The sequence below is a fragment of the Microlunatus sp. M237 genome (assembly GCF_056896895.1).
Genome location: NZ_JBXHBL010000002.1, coordinates 470,238 through 484,004 on the forward strand (window position 1 = coordinate 470,238; position 13,767 = coordinate 484,004).

Annotated in this window: 8 protein-coding genes and 1 tRNA gene; 3 read left to right on the plus strand and 6 right to left on the minus strand. The window is 69.7% G+C overall.

Annotated features, from left to right (window positions below):
• Positions 1-41: 41 nt before the first annotated feature.
• Positions 42-3,632 carry a transcription-repair coupling factor gene (gene mfd, locus AC1XX3_RS08470; protein ID WP_483320651.1) on the minus strand — a complete coding sequence of 1,197 codons (3,591 nt, stop codon included), beginning with the start codon at positions 3,630-3,632 and terminating at the stop codon, positions 42-44.
• Between the two features lie 370 nt (positions 3,633-4,002).
• Between mfd and AC1XX3_RS08475 the strand changes: the two genes are divergently transcribed.
• Both AC1XX3_RS08475 and AC1XX3_RS08480 read left to right on the plus strand, forming a co-directional pair.
• Positions 4,003-7,701: an ABC transporter ATP-binding protein gene (locus AC1XX3_RS08475; protein WP_483320652.1), complete on the plus strand. Its 3,699-nt coding sequence runs from the start codon at positions 4,003-4,005 to the stop codon at positions 7,699-7,701.
• Positions 7,702-7,777: 76 nt separating this feature from the next.
• Positions 7,778-8,764 carry a TIGR03557 family F420-dependent LLM class oxidoreductase gene (locus tag AC1XX3_RS08480; RefSeq protein WP_483320653.1) on the plus strand — a complete coding sequence of 329 codons (987 nt, stop codon included), beginning with the start codon at positions 7,778-7,780 and terminating at the stop codon, positions 8,762-8,764.
• 26 nt (positions 8,765-8,790) lie between these two features.
• Here the strand turns inward: AC1XX3_RS08480 and pth are convergent, their stop codons facing one another.
• The 5 genes from pth to AC1XX3_RS08505 all read right to left on the minus strand — a co-directional run bounded on the left by pth (position 8,791) and on the right by AC1XX3_RS08505 (position 12,834).
• Positions 8,791-9,375 carry an aminoacyl-tRNA hydrolase gene (gene pth, locus AC1XX3_RS08485; RefSeq protein ID WP_483320654.1) on the minus strand — a complete coding sequence of 195 codons (585 nt, stop codon included), beginning with the start codon at positions 9,373-9,375 and terminating at the stop codon, positions 8,791-8,793.
• Positions 9,376-9,384: 9 nt separating this feature from the next.
• Positions 9,385-10,032 (minus strand): 50S ribosomal protein L25/general stress protein Ctc, encoded by a 648-nt coding sequence (locus tag AC1XX3_RS08490; protein ID WP_483320655.1) that lies wholly within the window; start codon positions 10,030-10,032, stop codon positions 9,385-9,387.
• 168 nt (positions 10,033-10,200) lie between these two features.
• Positions 10,201-11,142, minus strand: a complete 942-nt coding sequence (locus AC1XX3_RS08495) for a ribose-phosphate diphosphokinase (RefSeq protein ID WP_483321167.1) — start codon at positions 11,140-11,142, stop codon at positions 10,201-10,203.
• Between the two features lie 32 nt (positions 11,143-11,174).
• Positions 11,175-12,707, minus strand: a complete 1,533-nt coding sequence (glmU, locus tag AC1XX3_RS08500) for a bifunctional UDP-N-acetylglucosamine diphosphorylase/glucosamine-1-phosphate N-acetyltransferase GlmU (protein ID WP_483321168.1) — start codon at positions 12,705-12,707, stop codon at positions 11,175-11,177.
• A 48-nt stretch (positions 12,708-12,755) separates the two neighbouring features.
• A tRNA-Gln gene (locus AC1XX3_RS08505) sits at positions 12,756-12,834 on the minus strand.
• A 262-nt stretch (positions 12,835-13,096) separates the two neighbouring features.
• Between AC1XX3_RS08505 and AC1XX3_RS08510 the strand changes: the two genes are divergently transcribed.
• Positions 13,097-13,714 carry a TetR/AcrR family transcriptional regulator gene (locus tag AC1XX3_RS08510; protein WP_483321169.1) on the plus strand — a complete coding sequence of 206 codons (618 nt, stop codon included), beginning with the start codon at positions 13,097-13,099 and terminating at the stop codon, positions 13,712-13,714.
• Positions 13,715-13,767: the final 53 nt, after the last annotated feature.

A 13,767-nucleotide genomic window follows, 5' to 3' on the forward strand; every position in this document is an offset into this window, starting at 1 on the left:
GGCCCCCACCAAGCCGCCCCGGCCCCGAGGCGGCGCACGGATCAGCCGGCGAAGACGTCGCGCAGCACCCGGGTGCACCACTCGAGCAGGGCGGTGTCGCGCACCGGCTGACCGCCGATGACCGCGGTGGTCGGGCGGGGGACCAAGATGATCTTGGCCGCGTCCTTGACCACGGTGCCGGGATAGAGCCGTTTGAGCCGCATCAGCCGCGACTCGGGCAACTCAGCCGGACCGAAGCGGATGTAGTTGCCCTGCGACACCACCTCGGTGACGCCGACCGCCCGGGCCTCGAGCCGGAACCGTGCCACCTGGAGCAGGTTGTCGACCTCGGCCGGCGGCGTGCCGTACCGGTCGGTGAGCTCGGCGATGACCGCGTCCACGTCCTCGGTGCTGCGGACCTGGGCCAGCCGCTTGTACATCTCCAGCCGCAGCCGCTCCGACTCGACGTAGTCGGTGGGCAGATGGGCCTCCACCGGCAGCTCGATCCGCATCTCCGGCTCGGGCTCGGTGTCGTCACCGCGGAACTCGGCGACGGCTTCGCCGACCAGACGGATGTAGAGGTCGAAGCCGACATCGGCGATGTGACCCGACTGCTCCCCGCCGAGCAGGTTGCCCGCGCCGCGGATCTCCAGGTCCTTCATGGCGATCGCCATGCCGGCACCGAGGTCGGTGTGCGCCGCGATGGTGGCCAGCCGGTCGTGGGCGGTCTCGGTCAACGGCTTGTCCGGCGGATAGAGGAAGTAGGCGTAGCCGCGCTCGCGACCACGACCGACCCGGCCGCGCAGCTGGTGCAGCTGCGACAGCCCGAGCAGGTCGGCCCGTTCGATCAGCAGGGTGTTCGCGGTGGAGATGTCCAGACCCGCCTCGACGATGGTGGTGCAGACCAGCACGTCGGCGCGGCGCTCCCAGAAGTCGACCATCACCTGCTCGAGCTGGTGCTCCCCCATCTGCCCGTGGGCGGTCACCACCCGGGCCTCGGGCACCAGCTCGGTGATCTTCTTGGCCACCTTGTCGATGCTCTGCACCCGGTTGTGGATGAAGAAGACCTGGCCCTCCCGCAGCAGCTCACGTCGGATCGCTGCGGTCACCTGCGCGTCGTCGTACGGGCCGGCGAAGGTCAGCACCGGATGGCGCTCCTCCGGCGGGGTGGCGATGGTGCTCATCTCCCGGATGCCCGTGATGGCCATCTCCAGGGTGCGGGGGATCGGGGTCGCGGACATGGCCAGCACATCGACCGAGGTCCGCAGCCGCTTCAGCTGTTCCTTGTGCTCGACGCCGAACCGCTGCTCCTCGTCGATGATCACCAGTCCGAGGTCTTTGAACTCCACCTCCCCCGACAGCAGCCGGTGGGTGCCGACGACCACGTCCACGGTGCCGGCCTTGACGCCCTCCTTGGTCGCCTTCGACTCGGCGTCGCTCTGGAACCGGCTGAGCGGCGCGACCGTGACCGGGAAGCCGGCGTAGCGGTCGGCGAAGGTGGCGTGGTGCTGCTGCACCAGCAGGGTGGTCGGCACCAGGATCGCCACCTGCTTGCCGTCCTGGACGGCCTTGAACGCAGCGCGGACCGCGATCTCGGTCTTGCCGTAGCCCACGTCGCCGCAGATCAGCCGGTCCATCGGCACGATCTGCTCCATGTCCCGCTTGACCTCCTCGATGCAGGCCAGCTGGTCCGGGGTCTCGACGAAGTTGAAGGCATCCTCCAGCTCGCGCTGCCAGGTGGTGTCGGGCGAGAAGGCGTGGCCACGGCTGGCCTGTCGGGCGGCATACAGCTTGATCAACTCGGCGGCGATCTCGCGGACCGCCTTGCGGGCACGGCTCTTGCGCTTGCTCCAGTCGCCGCCGCCCATCTTGTCCAGCGTCGGCGCCTCGCCACCGACGTAGCGGGTGACCAGGTCGAGCTGGTCCATCGGCACATACAGCCGGTCTCCCGGCTGGCCCCGCTTGGACGGCGCGTACTCGATCACCAGATACTCCCGGGTCGAGCCGGCCACCGAGCGCTGCACCATCTCGACGTAGCGCCCGACGCCATGCTGCTCGTGCACCACCGCGTCGCCCGCGCTGAGCTCCAGCGGGTCGATGGCGTTCTTGCGCCGGGCCGGCATCTTGCGGGCCGACTTGTCGGCCGCTCGCTGCCCGGACAGGTCGGCGGCGGTGAACACCGCCAGCTTCACCGCGTCGGCGGTGAAGCCGTGCTGCAGCGAACCGGTGGTGATCGAGACCGACGCCGAGGTGGGCACTGTCGGGAGTGCGTCGAGCACCCGGTTCGCCACGTCGCTCTCGGAGAGGACCTCCGCCATCCGGGTGGTCATGCCCTTGCCCTCGGCCAGCAGCACGACCCGCCAGCCCGCACGGACGCGCTCGGCGATGTCGCGGACGGCGGCCTCGGTCTCCCCGCGGTACGTGTCGCCGGTCCGGCCGGCCATGATCTTGGACTCCACCCCGCGCCCGCTGACGTGGGTGGAGAAGTCGACCAGCTCCCCGTCCTCGGTCCGCACCGGCGCCTGGTCCACGTCTGGACCGGCGGTGAACGGCGACAGCGACCACCAGGCCAGCCCGCGCGCCAGGGCGGCGGCCCGTACGTCGGCCAGCGGTTGGTACGCCGACGCGCCCAGATCGATCGGAGCCTTGCCACCGCCGGCGGCCGCGGCCCACGACGCCTGCAGGAACTCCTGGCTGGTGGTGACCAGGTCGATCGCCCGGCCGCGGACCAGCTCCGGGTCGCAGACCAGCACGTGGGTGCCCTCGGGCATCAGGTCGACCAACAGCTCCATCCCGTCGACCAGCGCCGGCGACAGCGCCTCCATCCCGTCGACGGCGTGGCCCTGCGCGATCTTCTCCAGCATCTCGATCAGCTCGGGGTGCTCGACGGCCAGGGCCGCAGCACGCGAGCGGACCTCGTCGGTCAGCAGCAGCTCGCGGCAGGGCGAGGCGGTGACGGCCTTCAGGGTCAGATCGCTGGATCGCTGGTCGGCCACCGAGAAATAGCGGATCTCCTCGATGGTGTCGCCGAAGAAGTCGATCCGGACCGGGTGTTCCTCGGTCGGCGGGAAGATGTCGACGATGCCGCCGCGGACCGCGAACTCGCCGCGGCGCTCCACCAGGTCGACCCGGACGTACGCGGCCCCGACGAGGGCCGTGGCCAGCTCGACCGGGTCGTAGTCCTCCCCCACGGCGATCCGCACCGGGATCAGGTCGGCCAGACCCTTCACCTGCGGTTGCAGCACGCTGCGGACCGGGGCGACCACGATCCGGGGCACCGACTCGCCGACCGCTGTGCCGGCCAGCCGCCGGAGCACCGCCAGCCGTCGACCGACGGTGTCGGAGCGCGGGCTGAGCCGCTCGTGCGGCAAGGTCTCCCAGGCCGGGTAGTACACGACCTCGTCGTCGCCGAGCAACGACTGCAGGGCGCTGGTCACGTCCTCCGCCTCGCGGTAGGTCGAGGTGACCACCAGCACCGGGGCACCGGCGCCGCCGACGGCCGGATCCGCGGCCAGCGCCCCGGCGATCAGCGGTCGCAGCGGGGGCGGAGCGGTGATGTCGAGGGCCGGGACGGCACGCGAGCGTGCATCACCGATGGCCTCGGAGATGGTGGGGTCTTGCGCGATCAGCTGGACGAGTCCCGACAGGGTCACCCGGATAACCTACAGTGGCGCCCAAGTCCGGGTTCTGGCCCGTCACCCTGGTGGCAGGCGCTGAATCGGTTCATATATCTGCTATTGCATATCGCAATGTGGGCCCATCTTGATGGCGTCGCCGGGTCGCGGCTGAAACACTGGTCTCGTCCTTCCCAACCGCTGAATCATCCGCGAAGCCGGTGTTCCAGGTGTTCCTGCCCTAGAGACTCGTGGTCGTATCGACCACAGCCGTCCGCGGCCCCTTTCGTTCCGCTCCACCCGCTCGACCTCTCCGGTCCGGTCCCGTCGCCCCACGCGGCGCGGTTCCGGGCGCCTGCCCGCCGCCGTCGCCGGGCTCGATCACTCACCCACCTCTGGGAGCTCCACCATGTCCGCCCCCTCGGTCACCTCGACCGTCTCCACCCGCCCTCCCCTGCCTGCACCCGGTACGACGCCGGGCGAGCCAGTCGCCTGGCACCGCCGGCTGACGCCACTGATCCGCCGGCACCGCGGGCTGGTCGCCGCGTCGATGTCGCTGGCTGCGGTGTACGCCGCCGTCGCCTCGCTGATCCCGCTGGTCCAGCAGATCATCCTCGACCGCGCCATCGTGGCGCGGGAGACCCCGTTGCTCCCGTGGCTGGCCGTTCTGGTGGCCATGGGCGTGTTGATCTTCGCGCTGTCCTCGCTGTGGCGCTATCTCTCGGCCCGGGCCGCACTGCGGATCCAGCACGACATCCGCAACGGGATCTACGACACCCTGCAGCGGCTGGACTTCTCCGGCCACACCCAGCTCCAGTCCGGTCAGCTGGTCTCGCGCGCCAGCTCCGACCTGCGCTGGGTGCAGGTGCTGATGGGCTTCCTGCCCGAGGTGGTCTCGACCGTCGTCGGGGTCGCGGTCTCCCTGGTCGTGATGTTCACGCTGTCGCCGGTGCTCGCCCTGATCGTGGTCACGATCATCGTCGCGGTCTTCGCGGTCACCCACCGGATGCGCCGCCGGGTGCACGCCGCGGGCTGGGACGCCCAGCAGCGCGAGGCGGACATGACCACCGAGGTCGAGGAGTCGGTGATGGGGGTCCGGGTGGTCCGCGCCTTCGGCCAGGAGGCTGCGGAGACCCAGCGGCTGCACACCGCCCTGCTGGCGATGTTCTCCGCTCGGGTCCGGGCCGTACGGCTGCGCGCACCGTTCTTCGCATCCTTGATGGCGGGCCCGCAGCTCGGCCAGGTGGTCATCCTCGCCGTGGGTGGCCTCTTCGTGCTGCGCGGCCACCTCACCATCGGCATCTTCATGGCCTTCTCCGGCTATCTGACCGGTCTGGCCGGCAAGACCCGGATCGCCGGAATGATCTTGAGCAACCTCCCGCAGTGTCAGGCCGCGGTCGAGCGGATCGGTGAGATTCTCGACCTCCGTCCGACGATGGTCGAGCCCGAGCACCCGGCGACCCCGTCCGATGGCGGCTCCATCTCCTTCCAGCACGTGACCTTCGCCTATCCCGACAGCGACCAGCACGAGGTGCTGACCGATTTCACCCTCGAGGTGGCCGCGGGCGAGTCCGTGGCCCTGGTCGGACCGTCGGGCTGCGGCAAGTCGACCGCCATGCAGCTCGTTCCCCGCTTCTTCGACACCGACTCCGGCTCGGTGCTGGTGGACGGCGTCGACGTGACCGAGCAGTCCATCCCGGCTCTGCGCCGGCGGATCGGCGTGGTGTTCGAGAACAGCTTCTTGTTCTCCGACACGATCGCCAACAACATCGCCTACGGCGTGCCGGATGCGACCCAGGACCGGATCGAGCAGGCCGCCCGGGCCGCGCTCGCCCACGACTTCATCATGGCCACCGACGACGGCTACGACACCGTCGTCGGCGAGCAGGGCATCACGCTGTCCGGTGGCCAGCGACAGCGGGTGGCGCTGGCAAGGGCGATCCTGGTCGACCCCGACATCCTGCTGCTCGATGACGCCACCAGCTCCGTCGACGTCCACGTGGAGAAAGAGATCCACGCCAACCTCGGTCCGTTCCTGGCGGCCCGGACGACGATCATGGTGGCCTACCGCGAGTCGACAGTGCGGATGGCCGACCGGGTCGTGCTGGTCGACCGTGGCCGGGTGGTCGACACCGGCACCCACGAGGAGCTCTTCGACCGCTCGCCGCTGTATCGCGACCTGTTCGGTGACTCCATCAGCGTCGAGGACGGCGCGGCAGATCTGCTGCCGGCCGCCCGCCGGGGCGAGTTCGAGCCGACCGGCTCCACCTGGCCGTCCCGCGGCGACGCCTCCGGCAGCCTGCCGACGATGGCGATGTCGCCCCGGGTGGCCGCCCGGATCGCGGAGCTGCCCACCTTCACCGACCAGCCCAAGGTCGACCTGGTCGCCGAAGGTCAGCGCACCGAGCCGTTCAAGCTGCTGCGGTTCCTGCATCCGTACCGCTACGGTCTGCTGGCCGGGCTCGCCCTGGTGGCGATGGAGGCCGTGCTGGCCCTGCTGAACCCGCTGCTGATCCGGGCCGGGGTCAACCTCGGGATGCTGGACCGGTCAGTGCCTGCGCTGCTGGCCATCTGCGGCGTCGCCGCCCTGCTCGCTCTCGGGCTGTTCTTCGTCCAGCGCGGCTCGCAGCTGTGGACCCAACGCACCACCGAGCGGCTGCTGGTGGCGCTGCGCTCCCGTGTCTACGGCCAGCTGCAGCGACTCGGCATCGACTTCTACGACCGCACCCAGACCGGGCGGATCATGACCCGGATGACGTCCGACATCGACGCCATCGCCGAGCTGCTGCAGGTCGGGCTGATCAACTTCTTGATGGCCGTGCTCACCTTCTGTGGCATGTCGGTCGTCGTGATCGGCCTCGACCCCCGACTCGCCCTGGTCGTCCTCTGCGTCATTCCTCCGGCCGCGCTGGCCACCTGGTGGTATCGCCGGCGAGCGTCGGTGGCCTACGACGAGGCCCGCGAGCGGACCTCGATGCTGAACGCCAACCTGCAGGAGTCGCTGGCCGGTATCCGGGTCACCCACGCGTACCTGCGCGAGGAGCGCAACCTGAAGACCTTCTCCGACCTCGGTGGGGACTTCATGGTCTGGTCACGGCGGAGCGCGTTCGCCACCGCCGTGTACGTCGGCGTGATCGAGCTGCTGTCGGCCTGGGCCGTGGCCGCGGTGCTGGGACTCGGCTCGGTGTTCCTCAACGCCGGCACGCTGGCGCTCGGGACCCTGCTCGCCTTCCTGCTCTATCTGGCCCAGGTGTTCGCGCCGGTGCAGCAGATGGCCACCGTGTTCGACGTCTATCAGCGGGCCCGCGCCGGGCTGGTCCGGATCCGCGAGCTGCTCGAGCTGCGGACCTCCACCCCGGTCAGCACCGACGCCGTCGACCCGGGTGAGGTTCGCGGTGACATCGAGCTCGCCTCGGTACGGCTGCGCTATGCGGGCACCAGCACCGACGCCCTGAAACAGGTCGACCTGCACATCCCTGCCGGTCAGCGGGTGGCCTTCGTCGGACGTACCGGCGCTGGCAAGTCCACCACCGTCAAGATGGTCTCCCGGTTCTACGACCCCACCGAGGGCAAGATCCTGATCGACGGCCAGGACCTCAACACCTTGGACCTGCAGGCCTACCGGCAGCGGCTCGGCTATGTCCCACAGGAGCCGTTCCTGTTCTCCCGCAGCGTCCGCGACAACATCGCGTACGCCCGCCCCGACGCCTCCGACGCCGAGGTGGAGGCAGCCGCGCGCGCCGTGGGAGCACACGAGTTCATCTCCCGGCTGCCGCTCGGCTACCGCCAGCAGATCACCGAGCGCGGCCGGTCCCTGTCGGCAGGTCAGCGCCAGCTGCTCTGCCTGGCGCGGGCGCTGATCGTCGACCCGTCGATCCTGATCCTGGACGAGGCGACCTCCAACCTCGACCTGGCCAGCGAACGGAAGGTCAACCGGGCGATGCGGGTCGCGTCGCAGGGCCGGACCACGTTGGTAGTGACCCACCGCCCGCAGTCCCTGCACTGGGTGCAGCGGGTGCTGGTGGTCTCCGACGGAGCGATCATCGGCGACCACGAGTCCCGCAGCTATCTGCGGACAGCTCTGGGCGCCGAGCGCAGCGCCGCCTGAGCCGACGAGGGGTGGGGCCATAATGGTGGTCCGGGCCTTCTCGGCCCGGACCACCATGACAGCGGGAGTGACAGCCATGAGCCTGACCATCGGGTACGCCGCGATGCTGGAGCAGTTCCACCCGAGCGAAGTCGTCGACTATGCGGTCTATGCGGAGAGCAAGGGCTTCTCCGGGGTGATGGCCGCCGACCACTTCCAGCCCTGGGTGCCACAGCAGGGCCAGTCCGCGTTCGTCTGGAACGTCCTCACCGCCCTGGGCGAGCGGACCACCGGCGACATCGGTCCCGGCGTCATCGCCCCGCACTTCCGCAACCACCCGGCCGTGGTGGCTCAGGCGTCCGCCACGCTGGCCGCGATGTATCCCGGCCGGCACTGGCTGGGCCTCGGTGCCGGCGAGGCGCTGAACGAGCACTTGGTGGCCGGCTACTGGCCCGAGGCGGCGGAGCGGTCGAACAAGATGTTCGAGGCGATCGAGATCATCAACAAGCTGTTCACCGGCAAGGACGTCAAGCACAAGGGCGACTTCTTCCAGATGGAGACGGTCCGGCTGTGGACCATGCCCGAGACGCCACCGGAGATCCTGGTCGCCACCGCGGGTCCGTACAACGCCAAGCGCACCGGCCGCTTCGCCGACGGCATCATCACCGTCGGGGCGCCGCTGGAGAAGATCTCGATGCTGTTCGACAAGTTCGCCGAGGGCGCTCGATCGGCGGGCAAGGACCCCGACACGATGGCGAAGGTGCTGCAGCTGCACATGTCCTGGGCCGCCACCGACGAAGAGGCGCAGCGCAACGCCTTGGTGGAGTGGCCGAACGGGGGGATGAAGTTCCCCAAGGCCGATATCCGCTCCCCCTGGGACTTCGCGGAGATGGCCAAGCTGGTCCGGCTGGAGGACTTCGACGGCCGGATGGTGATCTCGTCGGACCCGGACGAGCACCGGGCCTACATCCAGAAGTTCCTCGACCTCGGCTTCGACCGGGTCTATCTGCACAACGTCGGCCGCAACCAGCGGGAATGGATCGACGTCTTCGCCGCCGAGGTGCTGCCGAAGCTCAACCGGTGAAACGTCGCTGAGGAGCGAAAGCTGGCTCAGGAGTTGAAGGCGCTCTGCGTCTTCTCCAGGCCGACCTCGACCAACGACTCGACGGCGTCGGCGGCCCGGCTCACCTCGATGGCGAGCTCGGTCCGCGCGGCGGCGGGGAAGTTGCTGAGCAGGAAGTCGGCGGGCTCCTGCCGCCCAGGCGGACGACCGACGCCGACCCGGACCCGGAAATAGTCGCCGGTGCCGATGGAGCGGCGGATCGACTTCAGCCCGTTGTGCCCGTTGTCGCCGCCGCCGAACTTGACCCGCAGCTGACCGGGGTCGATGTCCAGCTCGTCATGGACGGCCACCAGGTGGTCCGGCGTGATCTTGTAGTACGCCAGCAGCTTGGCCACGGCCGCGCCCGTCTCGTTCATGAACGTCCGCGACTTCGCCAGCGAGACGCGGACCGATTCCGGGCCCAGCGGACCGAGTCGCCCCTCGGCGATCTCGGCGCGCATCCCCCGCGGTGCGGAGAACGACGCGCCGAGCCGGGAGGCCAGCTCGTCCACCACCAGATAACCGACGTTGTGCCGGTGGGCGGCATAGGTCGGGCCCGGGTTGCCGAGCCCGACCACTAGCCAGATCGTCACTGGGTGGACTTACTGGTCGTCGGCGGGCTCTTCTTCGGGCTCCTCGTCGCTCTCGGCCACGGTCGGCTCGATGCCGAGATCAGCCTCGGCCGCTGCCAGCTCGGCCTCGGCCGCCGCCTCGGACTGACCCGCCGTGACGTTGACGATCAAGACGTCGTCCTCCACGCCGAGGATCGAGCCCTCCGGCAGGATGAGGTCGCTGGCGAGGATCTGCGACCCGGCCGGCAGGCCCTCGATGGAGACGGTGATCTCGGTCGGGATGTGGGTGGCCTCGGCCTCGAGCGCCACCGAGTTGCGGTCCACCACGACGAGCGTGTCGGGGGCGGCCTGGCCCTCGATCTGGATGGCGACCTCGACGGTCACCTTCTCGCCCCGACGCACCAGCACCAGGTCGACGTGCTCGATGGTGTGCTTGATCGGGTCACGCTGGACCTGCTTGGGCAGCGCCAGCTGCGAGGTGCCGTCGACGTCGATGGCCAGCAGCGCGTTGGCGGTGCGAAGCGCCAGCAGCGTCTCGTGGCCCGGCAGGGTGATGTGGATCGGGTCGGTCCCGTGTCCGTACAGAACGGCGGGGACCTTGTGCGCGCGACGGATACGGCGGGCAGCGCCCTTGCCGAACTCGGTACGCAATTCGGCGGTCAGCTTTACCTCGGCCACGAAACTAGCTCCTCAAACTCACGTGCATGATCATCTGGTCAATGGTGCTCGGCGAGGAGGACGCGGTTCCATGCAATCCTTGTCGATCACGGTCCACCGGGACCCTCGCCGAGGCAACCTGACTACCCTAGCCCACGCGATCCAGTTCGGGGAAATCCCGGGCCTGAGCTAGCTCTGACCACCGAAGAGGCTGGTGACCGAGCCGTCCTCGAACACCTCGTGGATGGCCCGCGAGATCAGTGGTGCGATCGACAGCACGGTCAGCCGGTCGAAGCGGCGCTCCTCGGCGATCGGCAGCGTGTTGGTGACGATCACCTCCTCGAAGGCGGAGTCGGTCAGCCGTTGGATCGCCGGCCCCGACAGCACCGGGTGGGTGGCCGCGGCGATGACCTTCTTGGCCCCGCGCGCGATCAGCGCCTCGGCCGCCTGACAGATGGTGCCCGCGGTGTCGATCATGTCGTCGACCAGCAGACACACCCGGCCCTCGACCTCGCCCACCACCTCGTGCACCGCGACCTTGTTGGCCACGTTCGGGTCGCGCCGCTTGTGAATGATGGCCAGCGAGCAGTCGAGGCGGTCGGTCCACATGTCCGCCAGCCGCACCCGTCCGGCGTCCGGTGAGACCACAGTCATCTCGGAGGTGTCGTACTTGGCCTGGATGTAGTCCGACAGCACCGGCAGCGCCCACAGGTGGTCGACCGGGCCGTCGAAGAAGCCCTGGATCTGGGCGGCGTGCAGATCGACCGACATCAGCCGGTCGGCGCCCGCGGTCTTGAACAGGTCGGCGATCAGCCGGGCCGAGATCGGCTCCCGGCCGGCGTGCTTCTTGTCCTGGCGGGCGTACGGATAGAACGGTGCGACCACGGTGATCCGCTTGGCCGAGGCGCGCTTCAGCGCGTCGACCATGATCAGCTGCTCCATCACCCACTCGTTCACCGGGGCGGTGTGGCTCTGGATGACGTACGCGTCGCAGCCGCGGACCGACTCCTCGAACCGCACGTAGATCTCGGAGTTGGCGTAGTTGAGGGCACGGGTCGGGACGATGCCCACGTCCATCAGCTGCGCGACCTCCTGGGCGAGCTCGGGATAAGCCCGTCCGGAGAAGAGCATCAGGTGTTTCTCGTTGGGCTTCTTGACCCCGGTCACGCTTGCTCCTTCTCAGTGGCGGCCTCCGCCGCCCCAGTCTTTTCCGAGGCGGCCTCGGCCGCCTGGGAGGTCTTCGTGCCCGCACGCTTGCGAGCCACCCAACCGTTGATGTTGCGCTGCTGCCCGCGTGCCACCGCGAGCTGTCCAGGACCGACGTCGCCGATGATCGTCGATCCTGCTGCGACGTAGGCACCGTCGGCGATGGCGACCGGGGCCACCACCACCGAGTCGCTGCCGACGAAGCTGTGGCGGCCCACCGTGCTGGTGGACTTCGTGACGCCGTCGTAGTTCGCGAAGATGGTACCCGCCCCGATGTTGGCGCCGTCACCGATCTCCACATCACCGGCATAGCTGAGGTGCGGGACCTTGGCCCCGTCGCCGATGGTGGCGTTCTTGGTCTCCACGAAGGTGCCGATCTTGCCGTCCGCTCCCAGCCGGGTGCCCGGGCGGAGGTAGGCGTACGGCCCGACGGTGGCGCCCGCACCGATCACCGCCAGTGTGCCGTGGGCGCGCACCACAGACGCCCGCTCCCCCACCTCGACGTCGACCAGGGTGGTGTCCGGCCCGATGGTCGCGCCGGTGCCGACCGTGGTCGCACCCTCCAGCGAGGTGTGCGGCGCCAAGGTGACGTCGGGGGCCAGCTCGACCGACGCCTCGATCCAGGTGGTGGCCGGATCGAGCACGGTGACTCCCGCCCGCATCCAGCGCTCGACGATGCGTCGGTTCATCTCGGCGTGCATCCGGCTCAGCTGCACCCGGTCGTTGACGCCCTCGGTCTGCCAGAGGTCCTCGGTCCGGTGGGCGCCGACGTTCGCGCCTTCGGCACGGGCGATCTGCACGACGTCGGTCAGATACAGCTCGCCCTGCTCGTTGTCGGCGGTCAGGCCGCTCAGGCCGCGAACCAGCATGTCGGCGGCGAAGACGTAGATGCCGGAGTTGATCTCGGTGATGGCGCGGGTCGCCTCGTCCGCGTCGCGGTGCTCGACGATCCTGGCCACCGCGCCGTCCGCGTCGCGCACCACCCGGCCGTAGCCCGTCGGATCGGGCACCGCGGCGGTCAGCACCGTGACCGCGTTCTGACTGCCCCGGTGGGTGGCCACCAGCTCGGCGAGCGTGTCGCCGGTGAGCATCGGCACGTCGCCGTAGGTGACGACCACCTCGCCGCTCAGGTCAGGGCCCAGCTGCGCCAGGGCACACTGCACGGCATGGCCGGTGCCGCGCTGCTCGGCCTGCACGACGGTCTCGACGTACGGGGCGACCTCCGCCAGATGCGCGCTGACCTGCTCGCGTTGGTGGCCCACCACCACGACCAGGCGCTGCGGCCGCAGCGCGGACGCGGCCCGGACGGCGTGGCTGACCAGCGACCGTCCGCCGACCTCATGCAGGACCTTGGCCCGAGCCGACTTCATCCGGGTGCCGCCACCCGCGGCCAGCACCACGACCGCTGCGACCGCACTCTCGCCTGACGCCGGAGCGGCGCTGGTCTCTCCTGACGCCGGGGCGGCGGTGGGGGACGGGGAACCGGTCACGGGGGATGCAGACAAAGACTCTCTCCTCGCAGTGGACACACGCCTCGGCTCCCCGGGTAGGAGTCGAACCTACGTCGCTAATCCTGATTCAAAGTCAGGCGGGCCCTGCCGGCAGACCAACCGGGGATCAACGGTCCCGGCAGAACCGTGCAGGTTCTGCCGCGACGTGGCCGGTCCGGCGACCGGCCAGGCACCAGCGTACGCATCGTGCCCCGCCCACGCACCTCACCACCCACGCACGTCGGCCCTCGCAGCACCCGATGGGCGGACCGGCCGGCGCCGCCGGTTCGCCAACGTCGGTGCCGAGGTCCAGACTGGGGCCCATGGCTGCCGCACGGAACCCGGACTCGCGTGAACCGACCCGGGCCCGGCATTCCGGCCGGGTCCGGATGACCAGCGCCGAGCGCCGCGAGCAGCTCATCGCCGTCTCCCGGACCGTGTTCGCCGACCGCGGCTACGAAGGCACCTCGGTCGAGGAGATCGCGTCGCAGGCCCAGGTGAGCAAGCCGGTGGTCTACGAGCACTTCGGCGGCAAGGAAGGTCTCTACGCCGTCGTGGTCGACCGCGAGGTCCGTACGCTGCTGGACGGCATCCGCGGCTCGCTGACCTCCGGCCGCCAGCGCGAGCTGATCGAGCAGGCCGCGCTGGCTCTGCTCGACTACATCGAGAACCACACCGACGGGTTCCGGATCCTGGCCCGTGACTCGAGTGTCGGCAGCAGCGGCGGCTCCTTCGCCAGCATCCTCTCCGATGTCGCCTCCCGGGTGGAAGGGATCCTCAGCGCGGAGTTCAAGCGCCGCGGCCTTGACCCCCGAACAGCACCGATGTACGCCCAGATGCTGGTCGGCATGGTGGCCCTGACCGGTCAATGGTGGCTGGACGCCCAGCAGCCCGCGAAGCCCGAGGTGGCCGCGCACCTGGTGAACCTGGCCTGGAACGGGCTGCGGCACCTCGAGGCGAAGCCAACGCTGCGCACCGCGCTGCCGCCGCCGTACAACGACAAGTGACTTGCTGACCCCCGGCGGGGGTCGCTATCGTCGCTACGTTCTAACTAAATCGA